At 61.3% G+C, this 17,157-nt stretch carries 12 protein-coding genes and 4 tRNA genes; 15 read left to right on the top strand and 1 reads right to left on the bottom strand.

Annotated elements, in window-relative coordinates:
- Window positions 1–6: 6 nt before the first annotated feature.
- Entirely contained in the window at window positions 7–1,146 is a 1,140-nt protein-coding gene (locus tag JF545_RS17655) for a trans-sulfuration enzyme family protein (protein ID WP_206944225.1), read from the bottom strand.
- A 149-nt stretch (window positions 1,147–1,295) separates the two neighbouring features.
- Here JF545_RS17655 and JF545_RS17650 point away from each other — a divergent pair, with 149 nt between their 5' ends.
- The 15 genes from JF545_RS17650 to rpoC all read left to right on the top strand — a co-directional run bounded on the left by JF545_RS17650 (window position 1,296) and on the right by rpoC (window position 17,049).
- Window positions 1,296–1,976: a FadR/GntR family transcriptional regulator gene (locus JF545_RS17650; RefSeq protein WP_206944224.1), complete on the top strand. Its 681-nt coding sequence runs from the start codon at window positions 1,296–1,298 to the stop codon at window positions 1,974–1,976.
- A gap of 246 nt (window positions 1,977–2,222) precedes the next feature.
- Window positions 2,223–3,206 carry a biotin--[acetyl-CoA-carboxylase] ligase gene (locus JF545_RS17645; RefSeq protein WP_206944223.1) on the top strand — a complete coding sequence of 328 codons (984 nt, stop codon included), beginning with the start codon at window positions 2,223–2,225 and terminating at the stop codon, window positions 3,204–3,206.
- Window positions 3,203–4,042 carry a type III pantothenate kinase gene (locus tag JF545_RS17640; RefSeq protein ID WP_206944222.1) on the top strand — a complete coding sequence of 280 codons (840 nt, stop codon included), beginning with the start codon at window positions 3,203–3,205 and terminating at the stop codon, window positions 4,040–4,042. The genes JF545_RS17645 and JF545_RS17640 overlap by 4 nt, the downstream gene beginning before the upstream one ends.
- A gap of 320 nt (window positions 4,043–4,362) precedes the next feature.
- Window positions 4,363–4,446: transfer RNA gene (locus tag JF545_RS17635), tRNA-Tyr, on the top strand.
- A gap of 110 nt (window positions 4,447–4,556) precedes the next feature.
- Window positions 4,557–4,630: transfer RNA gene (locus JF545_RS17630), tRNA-Gly, on the top strand.
- Between the two features lie 39 nt (window positions 4,631–4,669).
- Window positions 4,670–4,744, top strand: a tRNA-Thr gene (locus JF545_RS17625).
- Window positions 4,745–4,888: 144 nt separating this feature from the next.
- Window positions 4,889–4,964, top strand: a tRNA-Trp gene (locus tag JF545_RS17620).
- 72 nt (window positions 4,965–5,036) lie between these two features.
- Window positions 5,037–5,405, top strand: a complete 369-nt coding sequence (gene secE / locus JF545_RS17615) for a preprotein translocase subunit SecE (protein WP_206944221.1) — start codon at window positions 5,037–5,039, stop codon at window positions 5,403–5,405.
- 8 nt (window positions 5,406–5,413) lie between these two features.
- On the top strand, window positions 5,414–5,947 hold the full coding sequence (gene nusG, locus JF545_RS17610) for a transcription termination/antitermination protein NusG (RefSeq protein WP_206944220.1): 534 nt from the start codon (window positions 5,414–5,416) through the stop codon (window positions 5,945–5,947).
- A 140-nt stretch (window positions 5,948–6,087) separates the two neighbouring features.
- Window positions 6,088–6,519: a 50S ribosomal protein L11 gene (gene rplK, locus JF545_RS17605; protein WP_206944219.1), complete on the top strand. Its 432-nt coding sequence runs from the start codon at window positions 6,088–6,090 to the stop codon at window positions 6,517–6,519.
- A 2-nt stretch (window positions 6,520–6,521) separates the two neighbouring features.
- Window positions 6,522–7,214: a 50S ribosomal protein L1 gene (gene rplA, locus JF545_RS17600; protein ID WP_206944218.1), complete on the top strand. Its 693-nt coding sequence runs from the start codon at window positions 6,522–6,524 to the stop codon at window positions 7,212–7,214.
- A 262-nt stretch (window positions 7,215–7,476) separates the two neighbouring features.
- Complete coding sequence (gene rplJ / locus JF545_RS17595; RefSeq protein WP_206944217.1) at window positions 7,477–7,980, top strand: 50S ribosomal protein L10; 504 nt, start codon at window positions 7,477–7,479, stop codon at window positions 7,978–7,980.
- Window positions 7,981–8,054: 74 nt separating this feature from the next.
- Entirely contained in the window at window positions 8,055–8,429 is a 375-nt protein-coding gene (rplL, locus tag JF545_RS17590) for a 50S ribosomal protein L7/L12 (RefSeq protein ID WP_206944216.1), read from the top strand.
- A gap of 237 nt (window positions 8,430–8,666) precedes the next feature.
- Window positions 8,667–12,746, top strand: a complete 4,080-nt coding sequence (rpoB, locus tag JF545_RS17585; RefSeq protein ID WP_206944215.1) for a DNA-directed RNA polymerase subunit beta — start codon at window positions 8,667–8,669, stop codon at window positions 12,744–12,746.
- Between the two features lie 85 nt (window positions 12,747–12,831).
- Window positions 12,832–17,049, top strand: a complete 4,218-nt coding sequence (rpoC, locus tag JF545_RS17580) for a DNA-directed RNA polymerase subunit beta' (RefSeq protein ID WP_206944214.1) — start codon at window positions 12,832–12,834, stop codon at window positions 17,047–17,049.
- The last annotated feature ends 108 nt before the right edge of the window (window positions 17,050–17,157 follow it).

Raw genomic sequence — 17,157 nt, 5'->3', positions numbered from 1 at the left:
GGGTGATCAGTGATCGAGCGCGGTGAACCCCCGCTCCAGGTCGACGATGATCTCGTCAATGTCTTCCAGCCCTATGGCCAGACGGATCAGTGGCTGGCCGCTACCGTCGGGACGCAGCGGAGACAGGGCGAGGCTTTCGTAGCCACCCCAGCTCACCCCAATTCGCATCAGCTGCAGGGCATTGATGAAGCGTTCCACCCGCGGGTAGCTGGAATCGTGCAAGGCGAAGCTGAGCAGGCCCGAGTGGCCCTTGAGCTGACGTGCCGCCCACTCAGCCGCCGGACCCTGGGCAAGGCTTGGGTGATACACCGCGGCCACCTGTGGATGGGCGTCAAGGAAGGCGGCAATCGCCTGGCCGTTGCGCAGGTGTTCTGCCATTCGCACCGGCAAAGTGCGCAGGCCACGCAGGATCAGCGACGCGCTGTGGGGCGAGAGCGCCGCTCCCAGCAGCTGGTGACCATTAGCGAAGAGCCTGTCGATCACCTCGGCGTTGCCGATGACGGCACCACCGACCACGTCGCTGTGGCCGCCGATGTACTTCGATAGCGAGTGCACCACCAGGTCGATTCCATGGGTGATCGGCTTCTGGAACAGCGGGGTCGCCCAGGTATTGTCGATCAGCGTCAGAATGCCGTGCTGTCTGGCGATGCGGGCGATGGCCTCGAGATCGGCCAGTTCCATGCGCAGCGATGAAGGGCTCTCTATGTAGATCAGGCGTGTCTCGGGGCGCAGGTGGGCGCCAATGTCCTGGTCGCCGCTGATGCCGTCATGGCTGACGCCGTAGCGTGCCATCTGGTCGAGCAGCTCCACCGCGGGGCCATAGGTCTGATTGATGCGCAGGACGTGATCGCCCTGGCCGAGCAACGAGAACAGGGTGGCGGCGATCGCGCCCATGCCGGAAGCAAAGGCCTTGCACGCCTCGCCCCGCTCCAGTGCGGCCAACTTGTCTTCCAGCAGCTTGACCGTCGGGTTGAGCCCTCTGCTGTAGATGAAGTGCTGGCGCTCGTCCAGCTGGGCACGGCTGAAACTCTCGAGGTCGGGGAAGGTAAAGATGCTGGTCTGGTAGAGCGGAGGCGCCACCGCGCCGTGATGCTCCTGGCGCTGTTCATAGGCATGACTGCAGATATGTCGATCCAGTGGATCCATGGCGCATCCTCGGTAAAGTGGAAAAGGCTATCAGCCTGTCTGATAGGTAAGCTAGCACGGGGGTCCGCAGGCGACAATTGATCCAGAAGGGGTTTACGGCTAACGTCGAAAGGACTCGCCGGCCTCTTCCGATAGTGGACCCCAACTGTATGAAACGACTTTATTTGTCAGACACCGTCGCAGGAGAGATCAGCGCCTACATCGCCGCTAAGGAGCTGGCGCCGGGGACACAGCTACCCTCGATGGGAGAGTGGATGGAGCGGCTTGAGGTAGGTCGCTCGACCCTGAGAGAGGGACTCAAGAAGCTGGAGGCGGAAGGCATCATCGACATCGTCAATGGCAAGGGCCTGTTTGTCAGCGAGCAGCGCACCTTCCAGTTGCTGGCGAGTCTCGGGATCAAGGACGCCAAGGCCCACTTGATCGAGATGCTCGAGGTCCGCGAGGCGCTTGAGGTCCAGGCGATCGTGCTGGCGATACGCCACGCCGCCGATCATCAGCTCGACGCCATGGCCAGCCATCTGGACGATTACCGTCGCGCCAGGGAAAAGGAGGACTTTCTGGGGGTGAGCGAGGCCGACGCCGCCTTTCACCTGGCCATCTACCACGCCTGCGGCAATCGTGTACTGGTGGGATTGATCCAGATGATGCATGACGAACTGTATCTGTCCTGGGACTCACCGGAAGATCGACTCCGGATATTCGATGCCGGTTTTCCGTTTCATGAAGCCCTGCTGGAGGCCATGCAGCAACGGGACGAGCCGGCGGCGCGGGCTGCGTTTACCCACTTGATCGCGGCAACCCGCCAAAGCGTCGACGCCCTCTCTGCCTGAGCCCTCACAGGTTGTCGAGCCTGCGTCGACGGGGTGACGGTGGCGCCGCGCCCACTGGGGCATTCACCTCCCAGCCTGGGGCGATTAACGCATCCGGGGCCGGCGTCGCAGGGTTCTGAATGGCGATTATCCTAGGAAGGCGACCGAGAGCCGCGTCTGCTCAAGCGTGAGCCGGAATGCGCGCGCATTTCCGGCGCAAGCTGTCTTTCGATAGACTATGCCCTTTTCCCGCGTAAGGGGCGAGGAATGACCATTGGTGAGCTGATCCGGCTGTTGAGTGATGGCGAGTTTCACTCTGGACAGCAGCTGGGCGAGAAGCTGGGGGTGTCCCGAGCGGCGGTGTGGAAGCAGCTGCGCAAGCTCGAGGATCTTGGCATTCCCATGCAAGCGGTGAAAGGGCAGGGGTATCGCCTGGCAGAGCCGTTGGAACTGCTTGAAGGGCCGGCGGTGGTGGCGGCGCTGTCCCGTGACTCGCGTCAGCACCTCGCTCGCCTGTTCGTGGAAGACACTCTTCCATCCAGTAACGAGTTTCTGCGCGAGCGCTTTCGTCAGGGGGCTGGACATGGCGAGGCTTGCCTGGTCGAGCAGCAGTCTGCGGGGCGCGGACGACGTGGCCGGATCTGGACGACCCCCTGGGGGCGTACCCTGATGTGTTCCGTGGGCTGGCGCTTTGACGCCGGCGTTGCGGCGCTGGAAGGGCTCAGTCTGGCGATCGGCGTGGTGCTGGCCCAGATGCTGGAGCGCCACGGCTTGAATCCCGCCTTGAAATGGCCGAATGACGTACTGCTTCCCGATGGCCAGGGTGGCTTTGGCAAGTTGGCCGGCATCCTGGTGGAAATGAGCGGAGATGCCGCGGGCCCCTGTGAGGTAGTGCTGGGGATGGGAATCAACGTGGATCTGCCTGATAGCTTCCGGGCGCGCATCGATCAGCCGGTCGCCTGTGTACATGATCAGGCGCCAGGGCTTTCCCGCAACGTCATGGCGGCAGAGCTGCTGGACGGCTTGTTGACCATGCTGGCAGGCTTTGAGGAGAACGGGTTTGCGGCCTGGAAAGACGAGTGGAACGCGCGCCACGCCTTTGCTGGCTGGGATATCGAGATCATCAGGGGCGAGCGCCGGGAGCTCGCCCGGGCGGGAGAAGTGGATGACAACGGCAATCTCTGGGTGCGCAAGGATGAGCAGGATGAGCGCCTTGTCGGAGGAGAGATCAGCGTGCGAGCGCGCCCATGATTCTTGACCTGGATATCGGCAATACTCTGTCCAAATGGCGCCTCAAGGATGCTGATAGCAGCGAGATACGCTCGCGCGGTGCGGTATGGACCCGGGAGGAGTGGAAGCCTGGAGCGGACATCCCGGATCTCGACGTGGTCGAGACCGTGCGGATTTCCAGCGTGGCGCGTCGTTCGGTGCTGGCCCAGACGGAATCGTTGCTGAAAGACAGGGTTCGCTCCGTCCACGTGGCACGTTCCTGTCGTGAGGCTCTTGGGGTCACCAACGGCTACCACGAACCTGGACGATTGGGCGTGGATCGCTGGATGGGGGTCCTGGCCGGTTATCAACTGGCGGGAGCCAGCTGCACGGTGGACTGTGGTAGTGCCATCACGGTGGATTTCGTGCTGCCTGGGGGGCGTCATCTTGGGGGCTATATACTCCCTGGGCTTCGTCTCATGAAGGAAAGCCTGAAACTCGGCACACGTAACGTGGCCATCGATCCGGACAGCGAGGCGGACGAGCTGCTGGCGCCAGGCCGGCGCACAGTGGAGGCCGTGAATCACGGGATTTATATGGCGGCTGTGAGTGCCGTCAACCGGATTTACAGTGAAGTGTGCGATCGCGAAGGGGTTGCCCTGCCGATGCTGGTCACGGGAGGGGATGCCCGAGTCGTCTCAAGGGGTATCCAGGTGCCCCACGCCATTTGGCCAGATATGGTCTATGCGGGACTCGAGGCGTGCTTTCCGCTCACCGCAGCAGAGCGTGCTGGCAAGATGGCTGGCGCCCCAGTGCCGCCTGCACCAGTGGCGCTGGAAAAGATTCGTGCCGGATTAGCCTTCTCGATGCTGCTGTGACAAGGCCGGGAGCCGCGGGCCCCTGGTGTGCTCAGCGACGATGGGTGGGGCGGCTGCCGCCCAGGTCGGGGAGCCGCTCGGGGAAGTTGAGAGTCCTTTTGTCCCACGCCAACAGGCGAGAAGGATGTGGTGTTCGAGCGAAAAAAGCGTTGAGGGCCTTGCGTTATTCGTTGGGCTTTGACACAATGCGCCGCGTTCCAAGGCAGGCGGCGAGGCCGCTGTCCTGTGTCGAGAAGGTGAAAAAGAGTCTAGAGGAGCGGATTCTTTTTAAAACAGCTACTTGACATCTTGGAGTGAGGCGATAAAATACGTCGCCAGTTGGAGGGGTTCCCGAGTGGCCAAAGGGAGCAGACTGTAAATCTGCCGCGAAAGCTTCGAAGGTTCGAATCCTTCCCCCTCCACCAGGTTTTTTTCGATTGCCCTTGGGTGGTCGAAACGGAGCAGGCGGTCGGACGCTGCCAGGCTGGTCGGGTTCGATGAGCATGTTTCAGCAAGAATGGCCTTGGGTCATGATGCGGGCATAGTTCAATGGTAGAACCTCAGCCTTCCAAGCTGATGATGCGGGTTCGATCCCCGCTGCCCGCTCCAGATTTCGGCGTGTGCCGTGTGTGTTGCGCCAAAGAGTGCGCTCATGTAGCTCAGGGGTAGAGCACACCCTTGGTAAGGGTGAGGTCGACGGTTCAAATCCGTCCATGAGCTCCATATAGAAAAGCGAGCCTTGGCTCGCTTTTTCTTTCTCCATCGCGTCTGCAGGGTGGAGTAGGGGTTGTCAGGCAAGCGTTGCTTCGCTATCATGGCGCCCGCTGTTGCAGAGGCTGCCCGCAAAGGGTGGTTTGCATCGAGTACAGGCCAGTAGCTCAATTGGCAGAGCAGCGGTCTCCAAAACCGCAGGTTGGGGGTTCGATTCCCTCCTGGCCTGCCAGTCTTCCCCAGGCTGGCAGTTTTTTATATACTTTCGTGTTTCGATTGCCGCGCCCTGAGGAGTCTCGTTTTCATGAAGCATAACGCCGAGGTGCAGGAGTCGCGCCACGACGGGCTCAAGTGGGCGGTTGTCGTCGTTCTTCTGGTGCTGGCCGTTGTCGGCAACACCTATTTTGCCGACCAGCCGCTTCTGTATCGTGTCCTGGGCGTTGTCGCCCTGTCTGTCGTTGCCGCTCTGGTGGCGCTGATGACCACCAAGGGGCGTGAGCTGGTCGAGCTTGCTCGTAGCGCCAGAAAGGAAATTCAACGTGTCGTCTGGCCGACGCGCCCTGAGACCATTCAGACCACTGCCATTGTGCTGGTGGCTGTGCTGGTAGTCGGGCTGCTGCTCTGGTTGATCGACACGCTGCTCAGCTGGGCGATGTCCGGCGTCATCGGTTAGGAGTCTTCATGTCCAAGCGTTGGTACGTCGTCCACGCCTACTCCGGCTTCGAGAAGCACGTCATGCGCTCGCTGATCGAGCGTGTGAAGATGCATGGCATGGAAGATCGCTTCGGTGAGATTCTGGTGCCGACCGAGGAAGTCGTCGAGATGCGCGACGGCAAGCGCCGCAAGAGTGAGCGCAAGTTCTATCCCGGCTACGTCCTGGTCGAGATGGAAATGGTTGACGAGACCTGGCACCTGGTCAATGAGACTCCGCGAGTCATGGGGTTCATTGGCGGTACCAAGGAAAAGCCGGCGCCGATCACTCAGCGTGAAGCTGATGCCATCCTTAGTCGTGTGAGAGATGGTGCGGAAAAGCCGCGGCCCAAGACCATGTTCGAGCCTGGGCAGTCTGTCCGCGTTATCGACGGGCCCTTTGCCGACTTCAATGGCGTGGTCGAAGAGGTCAATTATGACAAGAGCCGTCTGCAGGTCAGTGTGCTGATCTTCGGGCGTGCGACTCCGGTCGAGCTGGAATTTTCCCAGGTCGAGAAGGAGTAAGGCGAACAGCGCGCGGTGGGTCTGTCTAGGCAGGCCCGCCGCGGTGTGCTGTCCGCCTGTAGTCAGTAGGGGTCGCCTGGAATCAGGCGGCCGTTTTGTCCGGGGAGCCGCAAGGCGCTATTACCCAACTGGAGTCCATCATGGCCAAGAAAGTACAGGCTTACATCAAGCTGCAGGTTGCAGCCGGTAAAGCCAATCCGAGTCCCCCCGTGGGTCCCGCGCTGGGTCAGCACGGTGTCAACATCATGGAGTTCTGTAAGGCGTTCAACGCTGAGACGCAGAACATCGAGCCGGGTCTCCCGACTCCCGTGGTCATCACCGTCTACTCCGACCGCAGCTTCACCTTCGTCACCAAGACGCCGCCCGCTGCGGTGCTGCTGAAGAAGGCTGCTGGCATCAAGTCCGGCTCTGGCGAGCCGAACAAGAAGAAGGTCGGTACCGTGACCCGTGAGCAGCTCGAAGAGATCGCCAAGACCAAGGAGCCGGACCTGACGGCTGCTGATCTCGACGCCGCGGTGCGTACCATTGCTGGTAGCGCCCGTAGCATGGGCCTCAACGTGGAGGGTCTCTGATCATGGCTAAGCTTACCAAGCGCGCAAAGCAGATTCGCGACAAGGTTGACGCCAACAAGGCTTACTCTGTCGACGAGGCCGTGGCACTGCTCTCCGAGCTGTCCACCGTCAAGTTCAAGGAATCCCTGGACGTCGCTATCAACCTGGGTGTTGATCCGCGTAAATCTGACCAGGTGGTTCGCGGTGCAACCGTGATGCCTAACGGTACTGGCAAGGACGTGCGCGTTGCCGTCTTTACCCAGGGTGCCAACGAAGAAGCCGCCAAGGAAGCCGGTGCCGACATCGTCGGTATGGACGACCTGGCCGAGCAGGTCAAGAAAGGCCAGCTCGACTTCGACGTGGTCATCGCTTCTCCTGACGCCATGCGTGTGGTCGGTCAGCTGGGTCAGATCCTGGGTCCGCGCGGCCTGATGCCGAACCCCAAGGTCGGTACTGTGACTCCTGACGTTGCTACCGCCGTCAAGAACGCCAAGGCCGGTCAGGTGCGCTTCCGTACCGACAAGAACGGCATCATCCACGCTACCCTGGGCAAGGTCGACTTCGACGCCGACGCCATCAAGGGCAACCTGGATGCGCTGATCGCCGACCTGAAGAAGCTCAAGCCGAGCACTTCCAAGGGCGTGTACTTCAAGAAGATGACCCTGTCCACTACCATGGGCCCGGGTCTGACTGTCGATCACTCCGCGCTGGTGTGATGCGACACAACAGGCAAGACACTTTGCGGTCCCCGTGCCGGGTGAATCACCCGGCCGGCGGGGCACCGTCAAAGACCGCAGGCGCCGCCGTCTGACCCTCGGGTTGAACGCGGCTTAATCGCCCTCAGGGCACCTGCGCAGATGGTGTTGCCGCCAGGCATCTGGTGAGCACCATCCAAGAAGCCCCTCTTCTTTGAGTTATCGAGAAGGGGAGATGGTAACCACCGGAGCCCTCGGGTTCCGGCACGAAGGAGTGATCACAGTGGCACTAGCACTCGAAGGCAAGAAGGCAATTGTTGCCGAGGTCAGTGAAGTCGCCAAGGATGCACTCTCCGTCGTAGTTGCCGACTCTCGCGGCGTCGCGGTCCACAAGATGACCGAACTGCGCAAGCAGGCTCGCGAGAATGGCGTCCAGGTGCGCGTTGTGCGTAACACCCTGGCACGCCGCGCCCTGGCCGGTACTCCCTGGGAGTGCCTGTCAGAGTCTTTCGTAGGTCCGACCATGCTGGCCTTCTCCAATGAGCACCCGGGCGCTGCCGCCCGTCTGTTCAAGGAGTTCGCTAAGGATGAGAAGAACTTCGAAGTCAAGGCGCTGGCCTATGAAGGTGAGCTGATCCCGGCAAGCGATATCGACCGTCTGGCAACTCTGCCGACGTACGATGAGGCGATCGCCAAGCTGATGTCCGTCATGAAGGAAGCTTCTGCCGGCAAGCTGGTTCGTACCCTCGCTGCGCTGCGCGACCAGAAGCAGGAAGAAGCCGCTTAAGGCTCCCTGTCGACCGACCACGATCCACGCGTTCTCGGAAAACCGGGACGCCCGCAAAGTTAGGAATCTAGACAATGGCACTGACCAAAGAAGATATCATCAACGCCGTCTCCGACATGTCCGTGATGGAAGTTGTCGAGCTGATCGAAGCGATGGAAGAGAAGTTCGGCGTTAGCGCTGCCGCCGCTGTTGTGGCTGGCCCGGGTGCTGGCGGCGACGCCGGTGCTGCCGAAGAGCAGACCGAGTTCGACCTGGTGCTGACCTCTGCTGGCGACAAGAAAGTGAACGTCATCAAGGCCGTCCGCGAGATCACTGGTCTTGGCCTGAAGGAAGCCAAGGGCGCCGTCGACGGTGCTCCGGCGACCATCAAGGAAGCGATGAGCAAAGACGACGCAGAAGAAGCCAAGAAGAAGTTGGAAGAAGCCGGCGCTTCCGTGGAGCTCAAGTAATCCTTGTGCCCATGGCTTCACGCGCTGCGTAAGCTTCCACGGCTGGTGGCGGGACGCCCGCTACCGGCCTTTTTCTGTTGTCACTAGCTGCCTGTCCAACATCGGTCATGTAGCTTGCAGAATTCCGACGGCGAGTCACTCATTCCGAGGACTTGCCGTCAGCGCCTGACGGAGACCGTCCGTCGGGTGGCGCCGACACGCATCGGTCACCCATGGTGAACAAGCTGGGGAATACAGATGGCTTACTCATACACTGAGAAAAAACGCATCCGCAAGGATTTCGGCAAACTGCCCCAAGTGATGGATGTGCCTTACCTGCTGGCCATCCAGCTTGATTCCTACTACGACTTTCTCCAGCAGGACCGCTCCCCTGAGGAGCGCATGGAGGTAGGCCTGCACGCCGCCTTCAAGTCCGTGTTCCCGATCGAGAGCTTCTCCGGCAACGCCGCGCTCGAGTACGTGAGCTACCGCTTCGGCACTCCGGCGTTCGACGTCAAGGAATGCCAGCTGCGCGGTGTCACCTATTCCGCTCCCCTGCGTGTCAAGGTCCGCCTGATCATCTACGACAAAGAGTCGTCGAACAAGGCCATCAAGGACATCAAGGAGCAGGAAGTCTACATGGGGGAAATCCCCCTGATGACCGAGAACGGTACCTTTGTCGTGAATGGTACCGAGCGGGTCATCGTGTCCCAGCTGCACCGTAGTCCCGGCGTGTTCTTTGATCACGACAAGGGCAAGAGCCATAGCTCCGGCAAGCTTCTGTACTCTGCACGCGTGATTCCTTACCGCGGCTCCTGGCTGGACTTCGAGTTTGATCCGAAGGACAACGTCTTCGTGCGTATTGACCGTCGCCGCAAGCTGCCGGCGTCTGTTCTGCTGCGCGCGCTGGGCATGAGTGCCGAAGAGATTCTCGACGAGTTCTTCGACACCAGCACCTTCCACATCGAGAAGTCTGGCTTCTCTGTGGAGCTGGTGCCGTCGCGTCTGCGCGGCGAAACGGCCACCTTTGACATCAAGGGTGCCGACGGTGAGGTCATCGTCGAGGAAGGTCGTCGTGTTACTCAGAAGCACATTCGTCAGCTGGAGAAGGCTGGCCTTGAGCGTCTTGAAGTGCCGATGGATTACCTGTTCGGCAAGACCCTGGCCAAGGATCAGATCAATCCGGCCACGGGTGAGCTGATCTGCCCCTGCAACACCGAGATCACTCCAGAAATTCTGGAAGGCCTCGGGCAGGCCGGCATCACTACCATCGAAACGCTCTATACCAACGATCTGGACTGCGGTCCCTTCGTCTCCGACACGCTGAAGCTGGATACCACCGGCTCGCAGCTCGAGGCGTTGGTGGAAATCTACCGCATGATGCGTCCTGGCGAGCCGCCCACCAAGGAAGCCGCCGAGACGCTGTTCAACAACCTGTTCTTCACTGAAGACCGTTACGACCTGTCCGGCGTCGGTCGCATGAAGTTCAACCGTCGCCTGCGTCGTGAGTCCGACACCGGTTCCGGTGTGCTTGACCGTGCTGACATCCTGGATGTGCTGCGCGAGTTGATCAACATCCGTAACGGCTTCGGCGACGTCGATGATATCGACCACCTGGGTAACCGTCGTATTCGCTGCGTCGGTGAAATGGCAGAAAACCAGTTCCGTGTTGGCCTGGTGCGCGTCGAGCGTGCGGTCAAGGAGCGTCTGTCCATGGCCGAAAGCGAAGGCCTGATGCCCCAGGACCTGATCAATGCCAAGCCGGTGGCCGCTGCGGTGAAGGAGTTCTTTGGCTCCTCCCAGCTGTCCCAGTTCATGGACCAGAACAACCCGCTGTCCGAGGTGACCCACAAGCGTCGTGTGTCCGCTCTCGGCCCGGGTGGTCTGACCCGTGAGCGCGCAGGCTTCGAGGTGCGTGACGTTCACGCGACTCACTACGGCCGTCTGTGCCCGATCGAGACCCCTGAAGGACCGAACATCGGTCTGATCAACTCGCTGGCGACCTACAGTCACACCAACAGCTACGGTTTCCTCGAGACCCCGTACCGTAAGGTCGTGGACGGTGTGGTCACCGACGACGTGGTCCACCTGTCGGCCATCGAGGAAGGTGACTTCGTCATCGCCCAGGCGTCTGCCACCGTCAATGGTGACAACAAGCTGGTCGACGACCTGGTCCAGGTCCGTCACCGCGGTGAAACCACCTTCATGCGTCCAGAGCAAGTGACGCTGATGGACGTGTCTCCGCGTCAGGTCGTCTCTGTGGCGGCGGCGCTGATCCCGTTCCTTGAGCACGATGATGCTAACCGCGCCCTGATGGGTGCGAACATGCAGCGTCAGGCGGTGCCCACCCTGCGTGCCGACAAGCCGCTGGTCGGTACCGGCATGGAGCGCTTCGTCGCCCGTGACTCCGGCGTCTGTGCCGTGGCTCGTCGTGGCGGCGTGATCGACTCGGTCGACGCCAAGCGCATCGTGGTGCGGGTCAATGAAGATGAGATCATCGGCGGTGAAGCCGGCGTCGATATCTACAACCTGACCAAGTACCTGCGCTCGAACCAGAACACCTGTCAGAACCAGCGCCCGATCGTGCGTCCTGGTGACAACGTGGCACGCGGTGACATCCTGGCCGACGGTCCGTCTGTCGACATGGGTGATCTGGCGCTTGGCCAGAACATGCGCATCGCCTTCATGCCCTGGAACGGCTACAACTTCGAGGACTCCATCCTGCTGTCCGAGCGGGTCGTCCAGGAAGACCGTTTCACTACCATCCACATCCAGGAACTGACCTGTGTGTCGCGCGACACCAAGCTGGGGCCGGAAGAAATTACTTCCGATATCCCCAACGTCGGTGAGTCGGCACTCGGCAAGCTGGATGAAGCCGGCGTCGTGTACATCGGTGCCGAGGTGGGTGCAGGCGATATCCTGGTCGGTAAGGTCACCCCCAAGGGTGAAACCCAGCTGACTCCGGAAGAGAAGCTGCTGCGTGCCATCTTTGGTGAGAAGGCGTCCGACGTTAAGGACACCTCCCTGCGTGCCCCCACCGGCATGAAGGGTACCGTCATCGACGTTCAGGTGTTCACCCGCGACGGCGTCGAGAAGGACTCCCGTGCGCTGTCCATCGAGCAGATGCAGCTCGACGAAGTGCGCAAGGACCTTCAGGAAACCTACCGCATCGCGGAAGATGCCACCTTCGAGCGTCTCAAGCGCACGCTGTCTGGTCAGCCGGTCAACGGTGGTCCGCGTCTGTCCAAGGGCGACGTGCTGTCCGACGCCTATCTCGAGGAGCTCCCGCGTCAGCAGTGGTTCAAGCTGCGCATGCAGGACGAGAAGCTCAATGAACTGCTGGCCCAGGCCGACGAGCAGCTCGAGAACCGTCGCAAGGAAATGGACGAGCGCTTTGAAGACAAGAAGCGCAAGCTGACTCAGGGCGATGACCTGGCGCCGGGCGTGCTCAAGATCGTCAAGGTCTACCTGGCCATCAAGCGTCGTCTGCAGCCCGGTGACAAGATGGCCGGCCGTCACGGTAACAAGGGTGTCATCTCGGCCATCATGCCGATCGAGGACATGCCGTTCGACGATAACGGTGAGCCGATCGACGTCGTGCTGAACCCGCTGGGCGTACCGTCGCGTATGAACGTTGGTCAGATCCTCGAGACCCACCTGGGTATGGCTGCCCGTGGGCTTGGTGTGAAGATCGAGCACATGCTGCGTGACGCTCGCGAGCAACAGCTCGGCCAGCTGCGCGAGTTCCTGGGGCAGGTGTACAACTCCACCCAGGGCACCCGCGTCGAAGAGATCGAGTCGCTGACCGATGACGAGGTCATCGCGCTGGCCAAGAACCTGAAGAAGGGCGTGCCGATGGCGACGCCGGTGTTCGACGGTGCCAAGGAGCACGAGATCAAGCACCTGCTGAAGCTGGCCGACCTGCCGGATTCTGGTCAGATGACGCTGTATGACGGGCGTACCGGTGAGTCGTTCGATCGTCCGGTGACCGTGGGCTACATGTACATGCTCAAGCTCAACCACCTGGTCGACGACAAGATGCACGCGCGTTCCACCGGCTCCTACTCGCTGGTCACCCAGCAGCCGCTGGGCGGCAAGGCGCAGTTCGGTGGTCAGCGCTTTGGTGAGATGGAGGTCTGGGCCCTGGAGGCCTACGGCGCCGCTTACACTCTGCAGGAAATGCTCACGGTCAAGTCCGATGACGTGGAAGGTCGTACCAAGATGTACAAGAGCATCGTGGATGGCGACCACACCATGCAGGCGGGCATGCCGGAATCCTTCAACGTACTCGTGAAGGAAATCCGCTCGCTGGGCATCGATATCGAACTGGAGAGCTGAGGCGGCCCGAAAGGCGCTTCAATGAATGACGGTCCGCGGGGGCGCAAGCCCCCGCCCATGACAACTCCGCAACGGAGCCGACCTAATGAAAGATTTGGTGAAAGTCCTCAAATCGCAGTCTCAGTCCGACGAGTTCGATGCGATCAAGATTACGCTCGCGTCGCCGGACATGATCCGCTCCTGGTCCTTTGGCGAGGTCAAGAAGCCGGAGACCATCAACTATCGGACGTTCAAGCCCGAGCGTGATGGCCTGTTCTGTGCCAAGATCTTTGGCCCGGTGAAGGACTACGAGTGCCTGTGCGGCAAGTACAAGCGCATGAAGCACCGCGGCATCATCTGCGAAAAGTGTGGCGTTGAAGTCACCAAGGCCGCCGTGCGTCGTGAGCGCATGGGGCACATCGAGCTGGCAAGCCCTGTCGCGCACATCTGGTTCTTGAAGTCACTGCCGTCGCGTATCGGCATGCTGATGGACATGACCCTGCGTGACATCGAGCGTGTGCTCTATTTCGAGAGCTTCATGGTCGTCGATCCCGGCATGACCACCCTCGAGCGTGGCCAGCTGCTCAACGACGAGCAGTATTTCGAGGCCCTCGAGGAATTCGGCGATGACTTCGATGCCCGCATGGGTGCCGAAGCCGTCCAGGCCATGCTCAAGGATATCGATCTCGAGGAAGAGATCGAGCGCCTGCGTGAAGAGATTCCGCAGACCAATTCCGAGACCAAGATCAAGAAACTGTCCAAGCGCCTCAAGCTGCTCGAAGCCTTCCAGGGCTCTGGCAACGACCCGGCGTGGATGGTGATGGAAGTGCTGCCTGTCCTGCCCCCGGACCTGCGTCCGCTGGTGCCGCTGGACGGTGGTCGCTTCGCGACCTCGGATCTGAACGATCTGTACCGTCGCGTGATCAACCGTAACAACCGCCTGAAGCGTCTGCTCGACCTCAACGCGCCGGACATCATCGTGCGCAACGAGAAGCGCATGCTGCAGGAGTCCGTGGATGCGCTGCTCGACAACGGTCGTCGCGGTCGCGCCATCACCGGTTCCAACAAGCGCCCGCTCAAGTCGCTGGCCGACATGATCAAGGGTAAGCAGGGGCGTTTCCGTCAGAACCTGCTGGGTAAGCGTGTCGACTACTCCGGTCGTTCCGTTATCACCGTGGGTCCGACCCTGCGTCTGCACCAGTGCGGTCTGCCCAAGAAGATGGCGCTGGAGCTGTTCAAGCCGTTCATCTACTCCAAGCTGCAGGCAAGCGGCCAGGCGTCCACCATCAAGGCCGCCAAGAAGATGGTCGAGCGCGAGCTGCCGGAAGTGTGGGACATCCTCGCTGACGTCATTCGCGAGCACCCGGTGCTGCTGAACCGTGCGCCGACCCTGCACCGTCTCGGCATCCAGGCCTTCGAGCCGCTGCTGATCGAAGGTAAGGCGATCCAGCTCCACCCGCTGGTGTGTGCTGCTTACAACGCCGACTTTGACGGTGACCAGATGGCCGTTCACGTACCGCTGACGCTGGAAGCCCAGCTCGAGGCGCGTGCGCTGATGATGGCCACCAACAACGTGCTGTCGCCGGCCAACGGCGAGCCGATCATCGTGCCTTCCCAGGACGTGGTGTTGGGTCTGTACTACATGACCCGTGAGCGCATCAACGCCAAGGGCGAGGGCATGGTGTTCTCCGACCTCAACGAGGTCGAGCGCGCCTTCGGCACCCAGAGTGTATCGCTGCACGCCCGCGTCAAGGTTCGTCTGGACGAAGTGGATGTCGACGAGGAGACCGGCGAGCGCAGCGAGCACCGTCGCCTGCGTGACACCACGGTCGGTCGTGCGCTGCTGTTCCGCATTCTGCCGGAAGGGGTGCCCTTCGACCTGGTCGATCAGGCCATGAAGAAGAAGGCCATCTCCAAGCTGATCAACGAAGTGTATCGCCGTGCCGGTCTCAAGGCAGCGGTCATCTTTGCTGACCAGCTGATGTACACCGGTTTCCGTCTGGCGACCTGGTCCGGCGCCTCCATCGGCGTCAACGACTTCGTCATCCCGGACGCCAAGGCCGAGATCGTCGAGGCGGCTGAGGAAGAGGTCAAGGAAATCGAGGACCAGTTCTCCTCCGGTCTGGTGACCGCGGGCGAGAAGTACAACAAGGTCATCGATATCTGGGCGCGTGCCAACGACCAGGTGGCCAAGGCCATGATGGCGGGCATCTCCAAGGAGACCGTGGTCGATCGTGAAGGCAAGGAAGTCGAACAGGACTCCTTCAACAGCGTCTTCATCATGGCCGACTCCGGTGCCCGTGGTAGTGCCGCCCAGATCCGCCAGCTGGCGGGTATGCGTGGCCTGATGGCCAAGCCGGACGGCTCGATCATCGAGACCCCGATCGTCGCCAACTTCCGTGAAGGTCTGAACGTACTGCAGTACTTCATCTCGACCCACGGTGCACGTAAAGGTCTGGCGGATACGGCCCTCAAGACGGCCAACTCCGGTTACCTGACACGCCGTCTGGTCGACGTGGCGCAGGACATGGTCATCACCGAGACCGACTGTGGTACCGAGCACGGCCTGACCCTGCACCCGGTCATCGAAGGCGGTGACATCATCGTCTCGCTGGCTCAGCGTGTACTCGGCCGCGTGGTCGCCCAGGACGTCATCGACCCGAGCACCGACGAAGTGCTGATCCCGCGCGGCACCCTGTTGGACGAGGCCTGGTGTGCCCAGCTCGATACCATGGGCGTCGACGAGATCATCGTGCGCAGCACCATCACCTGTGAAACCAGTCACGGTGTGTGTTCTTCCTGCTACGGTCGTGACCTGGCCCGCGGTCATCAGGTCAATATCGGTGAGTCGGTCGGCGTTATCGCCGCCCAGTCCATCGGTGAGCCTGGTACCCAGCTGACCATGCGTACCTTCCACATCGGTGGTGCCGCCTCGCGGGCCTCTGCGGTGGATAGCGTTCAGGTCAAGCACGGTGGCAAGGTCCGCCTGCACAACATCAAGTATGTTGAGCGCGCCGACGGCAAGCTGGTGGTGGTGTCTCGCTCCAGTGCCCTGGCGGTAGCCGATGAGCACGGTCGTGAGCGCGAGTACTACAAGCTGCCCTACGGTGCTGAGCTGTCGGTACGTGACGGTGATGCAGTGGATGCCGGCCAGTCAGTGGCCAAGTGGGATCCGCACACTCACCCGATCGTGGCCGAGGCAGAAGGTCAGGTGCACTACGTCGACATGGACGAAGGCCTGACCATGCACCGCAGCGTCGATGAGATGACCGGCCTGTCCTCGATCGAAATCATCGAGTCCGCCGCTCGCCCGATGGCAGGTCGCGACAAGCGCCCGATGATCATGCTCAATGACGCTGGCGGCAAGCCGGTGACCGTGACCGGTAGCGATACGCCCGTGCAGTATCCGCTGCCTGGTAACGCCATCGTCACCGTCGACAATGGCTCAGCCATCGGCGTGGGTGAAATCGTCGCTCGTATCCCGGTGGAAGCGTCCGGTAACAAGGACATCACCGGTGGTCTGCCGCGCGTGGCCGACCTGTTCGAGGCGCGTAAGCCGAAAGAGCCGGCGATCCTGGCCGAAATCAGCGGTGTGATCAGCTTCGGCAAGGAAACCAAGGGTAAGCGTCGCCTGACGATCACCCCGTCCGAAGGCGATCCTTTCGAGATGCTGATTCCCAAGTGGCGTCAGATTGCCGTCTTCGAGGGTGAGTCGGTCGAGAAGGGTGAGGTGATCTCGGACGGTCCGAGCAACCCCCATGACATCCTGCGCCTGCTCGGCATCGCCGAACTGGCCAAGTACATCGTGGCCGAAGTTCAGGACGTCTATCGTCTGCAGGGCGTTGGCATCAACGACAAGCACATCGAAGTGATCGTGCGTCAGATGCTGCGCAAGGTCGAAATCACTGATGCTGGTGATTCCGACTTCATCCCGGGTGATCAGGTCGAGCTGGTCCGCGTGCTGGAGCAAAATGGCGAGCTCCAGACGAAGGACAAGTTCCAGGCCAAGTACCAGCGCCTGCTGCTGGGTATCACCAAGGCCAGCCTGGCCACCGAGTCGTTCATCTCTGCGGCCTCCTTCCAGGAGACAACCCGCGTGCTGACCGAGGCGGCGGTAACCGGCAAGCGCGACTATCTGCGCGGCCTGAAGGAAAACGTGGTGGTGGGACGTCTGATCCCGGCCGGTACCGGTCTGACCCATCACGAGGAGCGTCGCCGCAAGCGTGAAGACGCCGAGCGACTGCTTCAGCCGTCTGCGTACGATGTCGAGCAGGAGCTGGGTGCCCAGCTTACCGCGCTGGACTCGGACGACGACGAGATCTGATGTCGGCATAAGCCTGGAGCCTTTGCGGCTCCGGGCTTGACGCGCCTTGGCATCAGCCAGTAGAATGCGCAGCCTTTAACAGTGGGGTGGGTGTATCCGCGCCACTGT

The sequence above is a fragment of the Halomonas litopenaei genome (assembly GCF_017303055.1).
Lineage (GTDB): Bacteria > Pseudomonadota > Gammaproteobacteria > Pseudomonadales > Halomonadaceae > Halomonas > Halomonas litopenaei_A.
This window is presented reverse-complemented; position numbering and strand designations above follow the sequence as displayed.

Bases quoted from the DNA above. Each gene is read 5' to 3' on its own strand.
- JF545_RS17655 (WP_206944225.1), bottom strand. From the start codon at position 1,146: ATGGATCCACTGGATCGACATATCTGCAGTCATGCCTATGAACAGCGC.
- JF545_RS17650 (WP_206944224.1), top strand. From the start codon at position 1,296: ATGAAACGACTTTATTTGTCAGACACCGTCGCAGGAGAGATCAGCGCC.
- JF545_RS17645 (WP_206944223.1), top strand. From the start codon at position 2,223: ATGACCATTGGTGAGCTGATCCGGCTGTTGAGTGATGGCGAGTTTCAC.
- JF545_RS17640 (WP_206944222.1), top strand. From the start codon at position 3,203: ATGATTCTTGACCTGGATATCGGCAATACTCTGTCCAAATGGCGCCTC.
- secE (WP_206944221.1), top strand. From the start codon at position 5,037: ATGAAGCATAACGCCGAGGTGCAGGAGTCGCGCCACGACGGGCTCAAG.
- nusG (WP_206944220.1), top strand. From the start codon at position 5,414: ATGTCCAAGCGTTGGTACGTCGTCCACGCCTACTCCGGCTTCGAGAAG.
- rplK (WP_206944219.1), top strand. From the start codon at position 6,088: ATGGCCAAGAAAGTACAGGCTTACATCAAGCTGCAGGTTGCAGCCGGT.
- rplA (WP_206944218.1), top strand. From the start codon at position 6,522: ATGGCTAAGCTTACCAAGCGCGCAAAGCAGATTCGCGACAAGGTTGAC.
- rplL (WP_206944216.1), top strand. From the start codon at position 8,055: ATGGCACTGACCAAAGAAGATATCATCAACGCCGTCTCCGACATGTCC.
- rpoB (WP_206944215.1), top strand. From the start codon at position 8,667: ATGGCTTACTCATACACTGAGAAAAAACGCATCCGCAAGGATTTCGGC.
- rpoC (WP_206944214.1), top strand. From the start codon at position 12,832: ATGAAAGATTTGGTGAAAGTCCTCAAATCGCAGTCTCAGTCCGACGAG.